14 protein-coding genes are annotated in these 16616 nt (G+C 57.8%); 4 read left to right on the top strand and 10 right to left on the bottom strand.

Features of this window, described 5'->3' with window-relative positions; translation table 11 throughout:
* Positions 1-200: 200 nt before the first annotated feature.
* Together MLD04_RS02480 and MLD04_RS02485 are read left to right on the top strand one after the other, a co-directional pair.
* Positions 201-2000, top strand: a complete 1800-nt coding sequence (locus tag MLD04_RS02480) for an acyl-CoA dehydrogenase C-terminal domain-containing protein (protein ID WP_248154452.1) — start codon at positions 201-203, stop codon at positions 1998-2000.
* Between the two features lie 210 nt (positions 2001-2210).
* The gene (locus MLD04_RS02485) at positions 2211-4001 is read left to right on the top strand and encodes an acyl-CoA dehydrogenase C-terminal domain-containing protein (protein WP_248154454.1); all 1791 of its coding nucleotides are present in this window, start codon (positions 2211-2213) and stop codon (positions 3999-4001) included.
* Between the two features lie 89 nt (positions 4002-4090).
* Here MLD04_RS02485 and MLD04_RS02490 read toward each other — a convergent pair whose 3' ends face one another.
* From MLD04_RS02490 to leuS, 5 genes are all read right to left on the bottom strand, one after another.
* A complete protein-coding gene (locus MLD04_RS02490; RefSeq protein WP_248154456.1) occupies positions 4091-4726 on the bottom strand; it encodes an endonuclease in 636 nt (211 codons plus the stop codon).
* Positions 4727-4914: 188 nt separating this feature from the next.
* Positions 4915-5178, bottom strand: coding sequence for a hypothetical protein (locus MLD04_RS02495; RefSeq protein ID WP_248154458.1), 264 nt, complete (start codon positions 5176-5178; stop codon positions 4915-4917).
* Positions 5179-5279: 101 nt separating this feature from the next.
* Positions 5280-6287 carry a DNA polymerase III subunit delta gene (gene holA / locus MLD04_RS02500; protein WP_248154460.1) on the bottom strand — a complete coding sequence of 336 codons (1008 nt, stop codon included), beginning with the start codon at positions 6285-6287 and terminating at the stop codon, positions 5280-5282.
* The gene (locus tag MLD04_RS02505) at positions 6284-6874 is read right to left on the bottom strand and encodes an LPS-assembly lipoprotein LptE (RefSeq protein WP_248154462.1); all 591 of its coding nucleotides are present in this window, start codon (positions 6872-6874) and stop codon (positions 6284-6286) included. The genes holA and MLD04_RS02505 overlap by 4 nt, the downstream gene beginning before the upstream one ends.
* Position 6875: 1 nt before the next feature.
* Entirely contained in the window at positions 6876-9461 is a 2586-nt protein-coding gene (leuS, locus tag MLD04_RS02510) for a leucine--tRNA ligase (RefSeq protein ID WP_248155375.1), read from the bottom strand.
* A gap of 152 nt (positions 9462-9613) precedes the next feature.
* On the opposite strand from leuS, the gene MLD04_RS02515 reads away from it, so the two are divergent.
* Positions 9614-10162 (top strand): zinc ribbon-containing protein, encoded by a 549-nt coding sequence (locus tag MLD04_RS02515; protein WP_248154464.1) that lies wholly within the window; start codon positions 9614-9616, stop codon positions 10160-10162.
* On the opposite strand, the gene lnt is transcribed toward MLD04_RS02515, so the two are convergent.
* The 5 genes from lnt to miaB all read right to left on the bottom strand — a co-directional run bounded on the left by lnt (position 10159) and on the right by miaB (position 15435).
* On the bottom strand, positions 10159-11706 hold the full coding sequence (gene lnt / locus MLD04_RS02520; RefSeq protein ID WP_248154466.1) for an apolipoprotein N-acyltransferase: 1548 nt from the start codon (positions 11704-11706) through the stop codon (positions 10159-10161). The two genes, MLD04_RS02515 and lnt, sit on opposite strands and share 4 nt — an antisense overlap.
* Positions 11696-12541, bottom strand: a complete 846-nt coding sequence (locus MLD04_RS02525; protein WP_008938972.1) for a CorC family transporter — start codon at positions 12539-12541, stop codon at positions 11696-11698. Before MLD04_RS02525 ends, lnt begins: the two co-directional genes overlap by 11 nt.
* The gene (gene ybeY / locus MLD04_RS02530; RefSeq protein ID WP_248154468.1) at positions 12538-13011 is read right to left on the bottom strand and encodes an rRNA maturation RNase YbeY; all 474 of its coding nucleotides are present in this window, start codon (positions 13009-13011) and stop codon (positions 12538-12540) included. The genes MLD04_RS02525 and ybeY overlap by 4 nt, the downstream gene beginning before the upstream one ends.
* Positions 13008-13994, bottom strand: coding sequence for a PhoH family protein (locus MLD04_RS02535; RefSeq protein ID WP_248154470.1), 987 nt, complete (start codon positions 13992-13994; stop codon positions 13008-13010). The genes ybeY and MLD04_RS02535 overlap by 4 nt, the downstream gene beginning before the upstream one ends.
* A gap of 94 nt (positions 13995-14088) precedes the next feature.
* Positions 14089-15435: a tRNA (N6-isopentenyl adenosine(37)-C2)-methylthiotransferase MiaB gene (gene miaB, locus MLD04_RS02540; protein ID WP_248154472.1), complete on the bottom strand. Its 1347-nt coding sequence runs from the start codon at positions 15433-15435 to the stop codon at positions 14089-14091.
* A 364-nt stretch (positions 15436-15799) separates the two neighbouring features.
* Between miaB and trmH the strand changes: the two genes are divergently transcribed.
* Positions 15800-16537, top strand: a complete 738-nt coding sequence (trmH, locus tag MLD04_RS02545; protein ID WP_248154474.1) for a tRNA (guanosine(18)-2'-O)-methyltransferase TrmH — start codon at positions 15800-15802, stop codon at positions 16535-16537.
* Positions 16538-16616 lie beyond the last annotated feature (79 nt).

The following is a 16616-nucleotide window of genomic DNA, read 5'->3' on the forward strand; positions in this document are numbered from 1 at the left end:
CTGCCGTCAGAGCCTGGTTTCCGCATGGCCATACGACACAAATTTTCATTTCGGCTATTGACAATTCATTGCCTCTAAACGTATGTTTCAAACAAGTGTTTAATTAACGCCACGGCGCGGGTCGTTGTGGTGTCTGAGCAAACCAAGGCCTGAGGCTGTAAACCTGTTGTCAGCTGAGACCGAAAACTGAGGTGGATTCCATGCCTGAATACAAAGCGCCCCTGCGTGATATCAAATTTGTCATGAACGAGCTGCTGAACAGCGAGCAGCATTACGCCAGCCTGGAAGGCGCGGAAGACGCGACTCCGGATATGGTGGACGCCATTATCCAGGAAGGTGCAAAGTTCTGTGAGCAGGTGCTGTCTCCGCTGAATCAGGTGGGTGACAAAGAAGGCTGTACCTGGAGCGAGGACGGGGTGAAGACACCGACCGGTTTCAAGGAAGCCTATCAGCAGTATGTAGAGGGTGGCTGGCCGTCCATGACCGCCGATCCCAACTACGGCGGTCAGGGACTTCCGCATTCCATCGGCCTGGTCATCAGCGAGATGGTTGGAACGGCAAACTGGTCCTGGGGCATGTACCCCGGTCTGAGTCACGGTGCGACCAATACGATCGAGGCGCATGGTACCGAAGAACAGAAGCAGACCTACCTGACCAAGCTGATCAGCGGTGAGTGGACCGGCACCATGTGTCTGACCGAGCCGCATTGTGGGTCCGATCTGGGTACCTTGCGCACCAAGGCCGAGCCGAATGCCGACGGCACCTACAGCATCACCGGTACCAAGATCTTCATCTCCGCCGGTGAGCACGACATGGCCGAGAATATCGTTCATATCGTCCTGGCGCGTCTCCCGGGTGCTCCGGAAGGCACCAAGGGTATTTCCCTGTTCATCGTGCCCAAGCAGCTGCCGAACGAAGACGGTTCTGCAGGTGAGCGTAACGCCGTTTCCTGTGGCTCCCTGGAGCACAAGATGGGCATCCATGGTAACGCTACCTGTGTCATGAACTTCGACGGCGCCAAGGGCTGGCTGATTGGTCCCGAGAACAAGGGCCTGAACTGCATGTTCACCTTCATGAACACGGCGCGTATCGGAACCGCGATTCAGGGGTTGGGTGCCGCTGAGCTTGGTTTCCAGGGCTCACTGACCTATTCCAAAGATCGTCTTGCCATGCGCTCCCTGAGTGGACCGAAGAATCCGGAAGGCATTGCCGATCCGATCATTGTGCATCCGGACGTTCGTCGTATGCTGCTGACCCAGAAAGCGGTCGCCGAAGGCGCACGTGCCCTGATCTATCTTGCCGGCCAGCAAGTGGACGTGGTTCACAGTGGCAAAACCGAGGAAGAGCGCAAGGCAGCGGATGGCCTGCTCGGCTTCCTGACACCGATTGCCAAGGCCTTCCTGACCGAGATCGGTTACGAGTCTGCCAACCTGGGTATGCAGGTGTTCGGCGGCCACGGTTTCATCTCCGAGTGGGGCATGGAGCAGAACGTGCGTGATGCGCGTATCGGCATGATCTACGAAGGTACCACCGGTATTCAGGCGCTGGACCTGTTGGGCCGCAAGGTGCTGATGACCCAGGGCGAATCCCTCAAGGGCTTCACCAAGCTGGTACATGTGTTCTGCAAAGAAAATGCGGATAACGAACAGTTGAAGGAATTCATCGAGCCGCTGGCGGCGATCAACAAGGAGTGGGGCGAGCTGACCACCAAGGTTGGTATGGCTGCCATGAAGAACCGCGAAGAAGTTGGCGCGGCGTCTGTGGATTACCTGATGTACTCCGGTTACGCCGTATTTGCCTACCTGTGGGCGCGTATGGCCAAAGTTGCCCTCGACAAGATGGTCGAAGGTACCACTGAAGAAATGTTCTACAACGCCAAGATCCAGACAGCACGCTTCTACTTCAAGCGTATGCTGCCGCGGTCCAAGGCCCACGCCGAGACTATGCTGGCGGGTGCGGATACGCTTCTGGACATGCCGGAAGAAGCCTTCGCCCTCTGAGGTGCGGGCACTGTCCTGAAACGGATGTAAGAAAAAGCCCGTGCTCGCAGAGCCGGGCTTTTTTCATGAGTCCGGACGGACTTTTGAGGTAAACTACCGGCCTCACAAAGAACAATATTCAGCGGACACATAGCCGAACAGGTGGCCCCGTACCAACGCCGGGTCAGGGTACACCTGCAAAGACTGACTGGGATTTTTGGAGAGTTTTACATGGCTGATTATCAGGCACCGTTACGTGACATCCGATTTGTTCTGAACGAAGTGTTCGATGCACCGTCGTTGTGGGCATCGCTGCCGAAGGTAGCGGAAAACGTGGACCCGGAGACCGCCGATGCGATCCTCGAAGAAGCGGGCAAGATCACCAGTGGTGTGTTGGCGCCGCTCAATCGCGAGGGTGACGAGCAGGGCAGCAAATGGAATGACGGTGAGGTGACTGCTCCGGAGGGTTTCAAGGAAGCCTATCAGACCATCGTTGAGGGTGGTTGGAACGGACTGGGCGGTAATCCCGAGTTCGGCGGCATGGGGATGCCGAAGACCCTCGTAGCGCAATTCGAGGAAATGATGCAGGGTGCCAACATGGCCTTTGGTCTTGCGCCCATGTTGACCGCCGGTGCCTGTCTCGCCCTGGACGCTCACGGCAGTCAGGAGCTGAAAGAAAAGTATCTCCCCAATATGTATTCCGGCGTGTGGTCCGGTGCCATGGATCTCACCGAGCCCCATGCCGGTACGGATCTGGGTATTATCCGCAGCAAGGCCGAGCCCAATGATGATGGCTCCTTCAACGTGACCGGCACCAAGATCTTTATTACCTGGGGCGAGCACGATATGGCGGAGAATATTATCCACCTGGTGCTGGCCAAGCTGCCGGACGCCCCCAAAGGGCCCAAGGGCATTTCCCTGTTCCTGGTGCCCAAGTTCCTGGTGAACGACGACGGCTCCCTGGGTGAGCGCAATAGCTTCAGCTGTGGCTCAATCGAGAAGAAGATGGGAATCAAGGGCTCTGCCACCTGCGTCATGAACTTTGACGGCGCCAAAGGCTGGCTCGTTGGCGAGGAGAATAAAGGCCTGGCAGCCATGTTCACCATGATGAACTACGAGCGTCTGGGGGTCGGTATCCAGGGTATTGGTGCCGCGGAAGCCTCCCTGCAGAGTGCCCGCGAATATGCGCTGGACCGCATTCAGAGTCGCGCGCCCACCGGTGCCCAGCAGCCGGAGAAAGCGGCAGATCCGATCATCGTGCATCCGGATGTACGTCGGATGCTGCTGACCATGAAAGGCTATGTTGAAGGTGGACGTGCGTTCTCCACCTACGTGGCGCAGTGGCTGGACATCTCCAAGTACGCGGATGACGACGAGCGTCGCAAGCACGCCGAAGGCATGGTTGCGTTACTGACGCCCGTTGCGAAGGCGTTCCTGACCGATCGTGGCCTTGAGGCATGCATCCTCGGTCAGCAGGTCTTTGGCGGTCACGGGTTCATTCGGGAATGGGGTCAGGAGCAACTGGTACGTGATTGCCGGATCACCCAGATCTACGAGGGAACCAATGGCATCCAGGCGCTCGATTTGATGGGTCGTAAAGTGGTCGGCAGTCAGGGCAAGTTGTACGAACTGTTTGCACAGGATGTTGCCAACTTCCTGGAGGAAAACAGTGCCGATGAGCATCTCAAGCCTTTCCTGGAGCCGCTCGCCGCTGCCGTGGAGCGCCTGGATGATGTCACTGAGCATGTGCTGAAGCAGGCGGCCGCGTCGCCGGACGCAATCGGTGCGGCATCGGTGGATTATCTGGATCTCTTTGGCCTGACAGCTTTGGGCTACATGTGGGCTCGAATGGTGAAGGCGGCCGCACCCAAGGCGGAGAGTGACAGCTCGGGCTTCTACTCGGGCAAGGTGAAAACAGCCCGCTTTTACTTTGACCGCCTGTTGCCCAAGACGGTTTCCCTGGCCGAAGGGATTCGCAGTGGCGGCGACGCCATGATGGCGTTGACCGCAGACGAGTTCTGAGGTCATTTATGCGATGAAAAGGCAGGTTGATACGACCTGCCTTTTTTTATGCGTGAAACCGTGGGGCGTGGTGACCCAGAGGCAGCTGGTCAGAGCTGGTTCATGCGGTCGGGATCGGTGACAAAGGGGTTTTCATTACCCTGTATTTCGGCAATCCGGCGATGACGGGTGAGTTCGGTATCGTCCGGTGGGTCAATACGGTTCCAGTCCTTGAAAACGGGCGGTGCGCCGAGCCAGGGCAGCCCGTAGGTGTCGACCATATAGGCGACGGTTCGGGCGACATCACCCTTGACCCTCTTCGGAGGTTCAAAGAACTGGGCGCTTGCGCGTATGCCGCAATCGTCCGGCTGGGCAACATTACCCACGTCATCGTATCGGATGTTACGTCTCTGCATCTCGATACGGCTCCGAACCGGTACCATATTGTGCAGGTCCGAAGCGATCTGGCGATACCGGTTATCCTGTTCGCATTGCCGTGAGGTGCCGCAATTCAGGGCGCTTCGGATGTCTGCCAGTGGATACACATAGCCGTCGGTCAGGGTGAAGCCCTTGGACGTGAACGGGGTGTCGCAGAAAAAGGAGTGGCCACCTTCAGCGTAAAGGTTGCCCCAGAATTGATCCTTGATGACGGCATTGGGATCGCTGAACCGGGTGTTCTGGCCAATAACAAGCGAGGCCGAGACCAGCAGCGCGAGGGAGGAGACGGAAATCAGCAGCTTTTTCATACGCCATTTATACCTCTCAGTGTTCTGAAGCGCACTGTCCCATCGGGCCGTATCGGTACGGCTTCGAGGTTCTTTGGGTCAAAAATATGACGCTTCGTTCACCAGTAATGAGAAGTATGGCACAAAGGCTCCGTTCGGCAGAGCCTTTGTGTTGTAAAACTGTGGCGTTATGTTAACCCGTTAACACATTACTTGAGTTTGTTGCGGATGTTCTGATAACCGGTTTTCAGGTCTTCGCCCAATTTTTCGGCGGTTTCACGGGCTTCCCTGGAAGCGCCTTCCGCGTCGTGCAACACCTGATCGATCTTGTTGCGGAATCGCTCCCAATCCTGCTCAAGATCGTCCCACTCGTCCTTGACGTCTTCCCGCGCCAGGTGAAGCTGAACCCGGGCCTCATCCCGGTACTGCTTGATCTTGTCGGACAGCTTTTTCAAATCATCTTGAAGACTCATCTGTTGCACCTCCTTGAACAATCGGTGAGGCTACAATGCGCCGGAATGTGAAAAACTGTCAAGAGCTGAAAGCGGAGTGTTTTCCCGACGATTGACGCAGGTCAGGCTTTTGCAGCCAACAATACCGACAGATCTCGCAGATGCTGCCACGGGGAAAGCTCGTCAAACCCTTTGGCGGCGCGATCTATCTGGCTGCACAGGCGAAGGGCTTCCAATAGCTGGGGGGATGTTACCCGGCGGCCAGCGCGCTCAAGAATACGCGCTCTCTGGGGCTGGAATACGCCGCGCTTTTTGAGAAAGGCTGACGGATTCTCGCGGGCGGCCGGTGTGGACTGCAGTTCGGCCAGAATGCTGAGGTCGCGGTGCAGTACGGCCAACAGACCAAGCGGGTTTTCGCCTTCCTGCTGAAGGACGCCGATGATCTTGCCGGCGTGTTGCGCCCGCCCGGCCAACAGTTCCTGAACCAGTTCGAAACCGTTGAAACGTGAGCTGTCCTGAACAGCTTGTTCTATGGTTTCTTCGTCTACAGTATTGCCGTTGGTCAGCAATGATAGTCGATCAAGTTCCTGACTGGCGGCCAACAGATTGCCCTCCAGGCGCTCGGCCAGCATCGACAGAGCGCCACGCGTCAGGCTCAGGCCATGACGATTGGCCCGCTGCTGAAGCCAGCCCTGAAACTTATCGGCGTCGATTGGCCAGACTGGAACGTGAACGCCTTTGCCCTGAAGCTCCCGATACCATTTCCGTTTGGTTTCCGCCGAGTCGAGACGGGTGCTGATCAACAGCAAAACGATGTCTTCCGGAGGCTGCTGAAGCACTCTTTCCATCACATTCCGGCCATCCCCGAGCTTTCCGGTTGGCAGGTGTATTTCAATCCGCCGTTTTTCGGCAAACAGGGACATTGCGTTGCATTCGTCGGAGACTTTGCTCCAATCGAGATGCTGATCCGCATGAAAGGTCAGGCGGTCTTCAAAGCCGGCCTGTCGGGCAGCCTGGCGAATCTGGTCGCAGCATTCCTGAACCAGCAGAGGCTCGTCTCCCGAAACCAGGTAAACCGGTGCCAGGCCTTTCTTGAGCAGCTGTGGAAGCTGGGCGGGCTGAGTCTTCATTGTGGCCCGGCGTTTTCTGTTTCCGGTGTTTGCGCAGACTGGTATTCCTCCCGGAGTGAGTCGATCCGGGATGGCGTCAGCGGTGCCAGGCGGAACAGGATCTGCTGGGCCAGGCGGTCATACAGGCGTTGCTCCAGCTCATCCTGCTCACGCTGTTTTGCCAGTACGTTGGTTTCATCGTACCGGTAGCTCTCGCGAACGCTCAGTGCCGTATCGGCGATCAGAGGAACATGGTCCGGGCTGATCAGGTCGATGTGCACCGTTTGCGTGAGCATGTATTCGGCGGCTCCTGCCCTTACGGTGATCGCAGAGGCCCTTCGGTCCTGGCCGAAATCACCCAGGTTGAGCGTGTAGGCCTCGTCACCTTTACCCGCGACTTTTACACCACCCAGTTCCAGTTGCCGTTTCAGCGACAGGCACAGGCTGTCGGGAATCTGCGAGCTGCATTTCACCATCAGAGGCTGGACCGCCTCGGGCACCGGTGATGTCCCCCGCAACTGAAAACCACAGCCACTGACAATGCTGACGAGAGCCAACGCGAATATCAGCCGACCGGTGCGGATCTTCAGGGCAGGGGGCTGTGACATGTCAATTGGCCACCACGTTCACAAGTTTCCCGGGGACCACGATAACCTTGCGGACGGTTTTCCCTTCCGTAAAGCGCATCACGTTCTCGTTCTCCAGCGCCAGTTTCTCGAGATCATCTTTGGCAATGTCAGCTGGCACGTCCTCTTTCGCCCGAACCTTGCCATTGACCTGAAGTACCACCTGGATCTGACTGCGAACCATGGCTTTCGCATCCGCCTCAGGCCAGGAGGCTTCGACCACCGGTGTCTCGTGTCCGAGGCTCTGCCAAAGCTGGTGGCAGATGTGGGGCGCTATCGGTGAGAGCACCAGAACTGCGATATTCAGGGCCTCCTGGCGTACCGCGCGGCTCTGAGGCTCATCTCCTGCAAGCTTGCCGACGTCGTTGAGCAGCTCCATCACCGCTGCGATAGCGGTGTTGAAGGTCAGTCGCCGGCTGATGTCGTCGCTGACCTTAGCTATGGTTTCGTGCGTCTTGCGCCGAAGGTCCTTCTGCGGATCCGTCAGTGCGGCTGCGTCGAGGGTTGGCGCCGGCCCGCTGGCAGCATGCTCATGAACCATGCGCCACAGGCGTTTGAGGAACCGGTGTGCCCCTTCTACACCGCTGTCAGACCACTCCAGGGACTGCTCCGGTGGAGCGGCGAACATCATGAACAGGCGCACGGTATCGGCCCCGTATTCATCAATGATCGCCTGAGGATCGATGCCGTTGTTTTTGGACTTGGACATTTTCGTCACGCCGCCGATCTCCACCGGCTCGCCGTCGGACTTCAATACGGCGCGGGTCACCTGGCCCTTGCTGTCCTTCTCAGTGGTGACATCGGCAGGGTTGAACCAGGTCTTGCCGCCATTGGCATCGTTGCGATAGTAGGTTTCAGCCAGCACCATGCCCTGGCAGAGCAGACGGTTGAACGGCTCGGAGCTGGTCACCAGCCCCACATCCCGAAGCAGCTTATGGAAGAAGCGGGCGTAGAGCAGGTGCAGGATGGCGTGCTCGATGCCGCCGATGTACTGATCCACCGGCAGCCAGTAGTTGGCCGCAGCCGGGTCCAGCATGCCTTTATCGTAGTTGGGGCTGCAGAAACGCGCGTAATACCAGGAAGACTCCATGAAGGTGTCGAAGGTATCGGTCTCCAGGGTTGCCGACTGGCCGTTGTATTCGGTTTTGCACCATTCGGGATCGGCTTTGATCGGAGACTGGACGCCGTCCATTTCGACGTCTTCCGGCAGACGCACCGGCAGTTTGTCATCCGGCACCGGCATTTCGGTACCGTCTTCCAGCGTCATCATCGGAATCGGGGCGCCCCAATACCGTTGACGGGAAACCCCCCAATCGCGCAACCGATAGTTGACGGTGCGTTTGCCAATGCCGTTCGCTTCCAGGTAGGCAGCGATTTCGTCGAAGGCTTCCTCGCTGGTCAGTCCGCTGTATTTACCCGAGGAAACCAGGACGCCCTTCTCGGTAAACGCCTTCTCCTGAACATCGATGTCGCGGCTGTCATTCGGCGCGATAACCTGCTTGATCGGCAGGCGATATTTCAGGGCAAATTCGTGGTCCCGTTCGTCATGTCCGGGAACGGCCATCAGTGCGCCGGTACCATAGTCGGTCAGCACAAAATTGGCGATCCAGACCGGAATTTCTTCCTGGGTGAGGGGGTGAATCGCCTTGAATCCGGTATCGATACCCTTCTTTTCCATGGTGGCCAGTTCGGCCTCGGCAACCTTGCTATTGCGGCACTCATCGACGAACTCGGCAACGTCGCGATGGCGTTCCGCCGCTTCCTTGGCCAGGGGATGCTCAGCCGCCACGGCCATGTAACTCACGCCCATGAGTGTGTCGGGGCGGGTGGTGTAAACGGTCAGTCCGCTGTCCCGGTCTTTCAGGGGGAACGTCAGTTCGGTGCCAACGGATTTGCCGATCCAGTTGCGCTGCATGGTCTTGACCTGCTCGGGCCAGTCTTCCAGCTCGTCGAGATCGTTCAGCAGCTCCTCGGCATAGTCGGTGATGCGAATGAACCACTGGGGAATCTTCTTCTGTTCCACCAGGGCACCGGAGCGCCAGCCGCGGCCGTCCACGACCTGTTCATTGGCCAGAACGGTCTGGTCCACCGGATCCCAGTTCACGGTGGACATTTTCTTGTATACCAGGCCTTTCTCGTAAAGCCGTGCGAAGAACCACTGTTCCCACCGGTAATAATCCGGATCGCAGGTGGCCAGTTCCCGGCTCCAGTCATAACCGAATCCCAGCTGCTTGAGCTGGCTCTTCATGTAGTCGATGTTCGAACGGGTCCACTTGGCGGGCGCTGTCTTGTTGGCGATGGCGGCATTTTCGGCGGGCAGGCCGAAGGCATCCCAGCCCATGGGCTGCATGACGTTCTTGCCCTGCATGCGCTGGTAGCGGGAGATGACGTCACCAATGGTGTAGTTGCGGACGTGCCCCATATGCAGTTTGCCGCTGGGGTAGGGGAACATGGACAGGCAGTAGTATTTGGGCTTGCCGGGCTCTTCCTTCACTTTGAATGTGTCGTTCTTTTCCCAGAATTCTCGGGCGTTCCGTTCTACGTCACGGGGATTGTATTGCTCGTCCATTCCTGCCATTGCCAAAGTTACCCTGTGTTCAGAAAGATGTTCGAAAGGGCCGAACATTCTAACGCACACTCGACCTTACAGGTAGTCTGCCATTCCGGGAATACTGTGCCATGATAGTCATCAGAGCGGTGTTTTTTTCATGAGGAGCAGTTATGAGCGAAAGCGAGCGCAATCACCTTTCCGGAAAGGCACTGGAAGCCTACGACAGGATGCTCGAGCGGGTGCAGTTCGGGTTGCGGCAGGTACAGCAGACCTCCCTGAAAACCCTGGATCAGGAAATCCAGGATGCGGTGGAATTCGAGTACGAACTTGAAGAGATGACCCGCGAGGAGGCGGACCTGCTTGGCGCCTACCTGAAGCGTGATCTGGAGCACCTGCTGCATTTTGTCGATGAGACCGGCGAGGGCTTAAAGGAGTGGTTGCAGCTGGACATGTCGCTGCTGGAACACCAGTTGACCGACAGTCTGCTGTCTGTCGCTGACCAGACTCTGATTGACAACCTGGAGCTTCGACAGAAGCTCGAAAACGAAGATGCCGGCCACTACATTTCCGGCGAAGTGGCCACGGCCGGCATGTTCCGTTGCCTCAACTGCGGTCACATGCGGTGCCTGACCGCGACCAGTCACCTGGAGCCCTGCGAGGCCTGTGGATCCCATTACTACGAACGGGTGACCAGTCGCTGGCCGAGGAAAGAGAGCTAGCGGACGGGCGGAATGTCCCGCTCCCGGACAAAAACGACCAGAATGGCCGCCAGAATCAGGACCGGCCAGGAGCCGGTTTCCATATAGGGCGTATTGCCGCTGGCGGCGTAGACTTTGCCGGTCAGTGTGGCGCGTTCGAAATGTGGAAGTCGGCCGGTAATCCGCCCCTTGTTGTCGATCACCGCGGTCACCCCGTTGTTGGTTCCCCTCAACATGTAGCGCCCGGTTTCGAGGGCGCTCATCCGGGCGATCTGAAGGTGTTGAAGCGGGCCAATGGAATCGCCGAACCAGCCGTCGTTGCTGATCGTCAGCAGTAAATCGCTGCCCCAACTGTTGGAGGCCACGAAATCGGGATAGGCCACTTCGTAACAGATGAAGGGGCGGACTTTGAGCCCGTTGGCCTCCAGTGGTTTTTGGTAGGCCGGCCCGGGACTGAAGCTGCTCATCGGCAGATCGAAGAAACCGATCAGGCCACGGAGCAGGCCCTCCAGCGGCACGTATTCGCCAAAAGGAACGAGTTTCTGCTTGTAGTACATGCCTTCGCCGTTGCCGATGGCCATGATACTGTTTCGATAGGTGAAGCCTTCCCGTTGCTCGCTGAAGCCGTACCAGGGAATACCCGTTATCAGCGTGCTGTTCTTGCCAAGTTTCTTGTTGATGTGTTCGATGATCGCGCCGGCCTGGTCCTGCGGCAGCGGAATGGCGGTTTCCGGCCAGAGAATCAGATCGGTATCCCAGTAGTCCTCGGTCATTGTCAGGTAGGTGACGATCTGCTGCTTGAGAAACTCGGGATCCCATTTGATCAGTTGCGGGATATTGCCCTGCATGGCCGCAAACTGGATGGGCTGGTCGCTCAGCTTCGTCCAGTGGATACGGTTCAGTGCGGGTGTGGCGAGCCAGGGGAGGATCGCAACCACGGCCGTGACCGCAGCCAGGGTTTTCCTCCGCTGAAACAGCAGCCAGGCGACTCCGTAAGCCGCAGCCCCGGTCAGTGTGATCCAGAAAGTAATGCCATGGACACCGGTGAGCGGGGCCAGCCCGGCCAACGGGCCATCGGTATGCGCGGTACCCAGATACAGCCACGGGAAACCGGTCAGTAACCAGCTTCTCAGCCAGTCACCCAATACCCAGATTGCCGGAAACAGAATCAGCCGTCGGACCGGACTGGATTTAGCCAGTTTGCCCCAGAACCAGAAGGCAAGCCCGTGGAACAGTGCCAGGCCCATGACAAAGAGCACGGTCAGAAGCACGGCAACCGGGATGGGGGTGTTGCCGTATTTGCTGATACTGATATAGACCCAGCTTGCGCCGGTAGCGAAGAGGCCAAGTCCCGTGAGCCAGCCCGCCCTGAACAGTTTCCGGGAGGGCAGTGGCACAGTGACCAGCAGGATGAGTGCGATGGAGACCGGCCCGAGCCACCACCAGTTGAACGGAGAGAAGGTCAGGGTTTGCAGGGCACCGGCCACGACCAGCGTGATGGCGCCCAGCCAACGGTTCCTGCTCAGGTGCGTGTTCAGAGCGGAAAGTGTGGAATCATGACTCACTGCGATTTACCTGCAACAGACGGATGACACGGTTATCGGCGTTGGCAATAGTAAAGCGCAAACCGCCGAATTCAACCGTTTCCCCGCGTCTGGGCAGGTGACCGAATTCTTTGAGGACGACGCCACCGATGGTGTCGAATTCCTCCTCGTCGAGATCCGTCTGGAAAAATTCATTGAAGTCTTCAATCGATGTGGCCGCCTTGACCGCAAAAGTGCCGTCTCCTCGAGCCTTGATGTTGGTTTCCTCGTCGAAGTCGTGCTCATCCTCGATTTCGCCAACAATCTGTTCAAGCACGTCTTCGATGGTAATCAGGCCGGCAGTACCGCCGTATTCATCCACCACAATGGCCATGTGATTGCGGTTTTCCTTGAACTCCTTCAGCAACTGGTTGAGGCGTTTGCTTTCCGGAACGAACGTGGGCGGTCGCAGGATTTCCCGGATGCGGTTCCAGTTGACTTCATTGTTCAGTGCCAGGGGTAGGAGGTCTTTGGCCAGCAGGATACCGATAACGTCGTCCTGGCTGTCGCCGATGACCGGAAACCGGCTGTGGGCAGAGGAGATGATTTCTCCGAGAAACTCCTTGGGCTCCTGGGAGGCTTTCACGGTGACCATCTGGGAGCGGGGGATCATGATTTCATCAACCCGCATGTCGATGACCTGCATCGCCCCCTCGATGATGCTCATGGCATCCGCATCGATGATGCTCTGGGACTCGGCGTCCCGCAGGATTTCCAGCACGTCCTCTACGGACTCAGGCCCGCTGGAAAAGGCCTGTGATATACGTTCCAGCCAGGACTTGTTGCCCTGGCTGCGACTCGACTGATCGTCGCTCATGAGTCTGGTTCCGTTTCCTCTGCTTCGTAAGGATTGCTGTATCCGAGCCGGTGCATCAGCCGGATCTCGAGGGCTTCCATGACCTCTGCATCCTGATCCTCAATGTGATCGTAGCCCTGGAGATGCAGCATCCCGTGCACGACCATATGCGCCCAGTGTGCCTCTGACGCCTTGTGCTGCTCAATCGCTTCTCTTTCGACAACAGGCGCACAAATGACGAGATCTCCCGCCAATGGGATCGTTATACCCGCTGGCGCTTCAAATGGGAAGGACAATACATTGGTCGGTTTGTCCTTCCCTCGATACTCGTGATTCAGTCCCTGGCTCTCCAGTGCGCCGACGATCCGGATCGTCACCTCGGCAGGGTCCTGGCCCAACCAGGCAGACTCCGCCCATTTCTGGAAAAGGGACTCGTCCGGGACGTTTTCCCCCTCATAGACATTCTGGAAGTCAACGGTAAGGTCGCTCACTGTCCTGTCGCACTCCCGTCATCGAAGGAATCGTAGGCTTCAACAATACGCTGCACCAGGGGATGACGGACCACATCCTTGGCATCAAACCGTGTGAATCCGATGCCGGAAACTTTGCTCAGTACGTTGGCCGCGTGAATCAGGCCGGAGTTCTGACCGCGCGGCAGGTCCACCTGGGTGGTATCGCCGGTGATCACTGCAGTAGAGCCGAAGCCGATCCGGGTCAGGAACATTTTCATCTGTTCCCGGGTGGTGTTCTGGCTTTCGTCCAGGATGATGAACGAATTGTTCAGGGTGCGGCCGCGCATGAAGGCCAGCGGTGCGATCTCGATCACGCTCTTCTCGATCAGTCGGGTGACCTGATCGAAGCCCAGCATTTCATAAAGGGCATCGTAAAGCGGTCGAAGGTAGGGATCCACCTTCTGGGCCAGGTCGCCGGGGAGGAAGCCCAGTTTTTCGCCCGCCTCAACCGCAGGCCGGACCAGAAGGATGCGTTTGACCTGTTCGTCTTTCAACGCCTCGACAGCGCATGCGACCGCGAGCCACGTCTTCCCGGTGCCGGCAGGGCCGATACCGAAGTTGATGTCGTGGGTGCGGATGTTGTGCACATATTTCTGCTGGTTTCGCCCCCGGGGCTTGGCTGTGAGCTTCGGCGTCTTGATGACCGTCACGGCTCCTTCGTCGTAGGGTACGTCGTCGGGCAGTCGCTCCAGGCCGGTTTCCCGGATGAACAGGTGCACAGTGTCCGGTGGAATGTCGTCGCTGGCTTCGGTTTCGCGGTAAAGGTGTCGCACCACCTCGACCGCTGCCGCGACGTTCTCGGTCGATCCTTCAACACGGAAGTGGTGTCCCCGGCGACCGATTTTTACCTCAAGGCGCTTTTCGATCATCTTGAGGTTTTCATCAAACTGGCCACACAGGGTGGCGAGCCGGCGCTGGTCTACCGGGTGCAGGTCGAATTGTCTTGTGTCGTGTGTGTTCAATCTTGCTCCGTATTGGTTTGCTCCCCGGGTTCAGGGAGCACGTGTTTCATAGTCCGGCTTCAGGCCCGGGGCTGGGGCAAATACGATCCCAGCTTTAATACAGGTTCGAGTTAGAGGGCACACCCCTTAGCGAGTTGGGATAAGCCTCTGCAATCTCCACGTCAATAAAGTTCCCGACCACCTCCGGATTCTCGTGCCGGAAGTTCACGATCCGGTTGTTCTCGGTTCGGCCGGCGTATTCGCCCGGGTCTTTCTTGGACAGGCCTGTCACCAGAATCCGCTGGGTGGTGCCGACCATCTTGCGGCTGATGTCCATGGCCTGCTGGTTGATCCGCTGCTGCAGGATCGCCAGGCGCTTTTTCTTGACTTCCATGGGGGTGTCATCCGGCAGATCGGACGCGGGCGTCCCGGGGCGCGCGCTGTAGACGAAGCTGAAGGACACATCGAAACCGATGTCGTTGATCAGTTTCATGGTGTCTTCGAAATCCTTGTCGGTCTCGCCCGGGAAACCCACGATGAAATCAGACGAGAAGCTGATGTCCGGCCGGATTTTCCGCAGACGACGAAGCTTGGATTTGTATTCCAGGGCTGTATGGCCGCGCTTCATTGCCGCCAGGATCCGATCGGAGCCGCTCTGGACCGGGAGGTGCAGGTGGCTGACCAGTTCCGGAACCCGCTCGTAAACATCGATCAGGGCATCGGAGAATTCCACCGGGTGAGACGTGGTATAGCGGATGCGGTCGATTCCGTCGATGGTGGCAATCAGTTCGATCAGCTCGGCCAGGTCCATGGTGTCACCGTCGTGGGTTTCACCGCGATAGGCGTTGACATTCTGCCCCAGCAGGTTGACCTCGCGTACGTTCTGGCTGGCCAGATGGGCGACTTCGGCAATGACATCGTCCACCGGCCGGCTGACTTCCTCGCCACGGGTATAGGGCACCACACAAAAAGTGCAGTACTTGCTGCAGCCCTCCATGATGGAGACGAAGGCAGACGGCCCGTCTGCGCCTGGCTCCGGCAGGTTGTCGAATTTTTCGATCTCTGGAAAGCTTACGTCGACAACTCCGACGCCGTTACCCTTGGTGCGGATTTCGGTGATCATATCCGGGAGACGGTGGAGTGTCTGGGGGCCGAATACCATGTCCACGTAGGGCGCCCGGTCGATGATGGCTTGTCCTTCCTGACTGGCGACACAACCGCCCACACCGATGATGAGATCCGGCTTGCTGTTCTTGAGGGATTTCCAGCGACCGAGTTGATGAAAGACCTTTTCCTGTGCTTTCTCCCGAATCGAGCAGGTGTTCAGCAGCAGGATATCGGCTTCCTCCGGAGTGTCCGCCATTTCAACGGTTTCACCGGTCTTGAGCAGGTCTGCCATGCGGGCAGAATCGTACTCGTTCATCTGACAGCCGTGGGTTTTGATGTACAGCTTCTTGGCCATGGGTCTCACGTAATCTGATGGATGGTGCGCCGGGATTGGCAAAGGTGCCGCTTGGCGCTGGCAAAAAGGAACTGGGTATTATAACGGGGTGATTATTCTGCAACCACCTTTGTCTCGGCTTGTTGCTACCACTATGTGATATTATGCGTCGTCCATTGCGCTCGGTGCATGAAGCACTTGGCGGGTGGCTGTCCAAAACCCGCTCCTTCGGCACGTCCATGTGACGCTTGAGCTCCGCCATCCATGGCTCCGCACAGTTTTGGACAGCCACCCGCCAAGCGCTTCCAGAGCCTTGAGTATTCGCTGACATAGCATTGATTGGATTGAGGGCTGTGTCAAAGTGGCCCTTAACTCACAGAAAAACATGACCCCTGAACGCCTTGCCCGAATCAAACAAACCCTGGATACCCGACAACCTGATTTGCGCGTGTTGACCGACCAGGTGCATAAACCGCGAAATCTCTCGGCGATCATCCGCTCCTGCGATGCATTCGGCCTGGCCAACATGCATGTTGTCTGGCCAAAGGAAGGCTTCCGGGCCTTCCGGAAGACTGCCGGTGGCAGCTACAACTGGATCACGACCCACACTCATCCGACCATGGACGAGGCCGTTGCCGACCTCAAGGCTCAGGGTCACAAGCTCTACGCTGCCCAACTTTCCGATCGCGCGGTGGATTTCCGAGAAGTCGATTACACCGTTCCTTGCACGGTCATCATGGGCAACGAAGTAGACGGCGTCAGTTCGGGAGCAGCAGAGCAGGCGGATGAACACATCGTGATCCCCATGATGGGCATGGTCGAGTCCCTCAACGTCTCTTCCGCCTGCGCCATTATCCTCTCCGAAGCCCAACGCCAGCGAAAGCTGGCCGGTATGTTCGACCGGCGCCGCTTGCTGGATGAGGAATACAACCGCCTGCTGTTCTGCTGGTGCCAGCCGACGGTCAAGCGCTACTGTGACGACCGCAACTTGCCATACCCGCCCATCGATCCGGAAACCGGTGAGCTGGTCGATGGTGTCGGCTGGATGCAGGAAGTCCGGAAACAAAGGGCTAATCGCCCGCGGTGGGATGACGAGTTAAAGGTTCCGGCAACTGACGGCTGATTCGATAGAGCTTCTCTCTTAAGCTCGGTCGGCCTGGTGGTGGGTTAGTGTTTCTGCCAGAAAAAGATGTCCGAGCAAA

Origin of the sequence: Marinobacter koreensis, assembly GCF_023156285.1 — a bacterium.
Lineage (GTDB): Bacteria > Pseudomonadota > Gammaproteobacteria > Pseudomonadales > Oleiphilaceae > Marinobacter > Marinobacter koreensis.

Coding starts and splice junctions, on each gene's coding strand:
- MLD04_RS02480 (WP_248154452.1), top strand. CDS start 201: ATGCCTGAATACAAAGCGCCCCTGCGTGATATCAAATTTGTCATGAAC.
- MLD04_RS02485 (WP_248154454.1), top strand. CDS start 2,211: ATGGCTGATTATCAGGCACCGTTACGTGACATCCGATTTGTTCTGAAC.
- MLD04_RS02490 (WP_248154456.1), bottom strand. CDS start 4,726: ATGAAAAAGCTGCTGATTTCCGTCTCCTCCCTCGCGCTGCTGGTCTCG.
- MLD04_RS02495 (WP_248154458.1), bottom strand. CDS start 5,178: ATGAGTCTTCAAGATGATTTGAAAAAGCTGTCCGACAAGATCAAGCAG.
- holA (WP_248154460.1), bottom strand. CDS start 6,287: ATGAAGACTCAGCCCGCCCAGCTTCCACAGCTGCTCAAGAAAGGCCTG.
- MLD04_RS02505 (WP_248154462.1), bottom strand. CDS start 6,874: ATGTCACAGCCCCCTGCCCTGAAGATCCGCACCGGTCGGCTGATATTC.
- leuS (WP_248155375.1), bottom strand. CDS start 9,461: ATGGACGAGCAATACAATCCCCGTGACGTAGAACGGAACGCCCGAGAA.
- MLD04_RS02515 (WP_248154464.1), top strand. CDS start 9,614: ATGAGCGAAAGCGAGCGCAATCACCTTTCCGGAAAGGCACTGGAAGCC.
- MLD04_RS02525 (WP_008938972.1), bottom strand. CDS start 12,541: ATGAGCGACGATCAGTCGAGTCGCAGCCAGGGCAACAAGTCCTGGCTG.
- miaB (WP_248154472.1), bottom strand. CDS start 15,435: ATGGCCAAGAAGCTGTACATCAAAACCCACGGCTGTCAGATGAACGAG.
- trmH (WP_248154474.1), top strand. CDS start 15,800: ATGACCCCTGAACGCCTTGCCCGAATCAAACAAACCCTGGATACCCGA.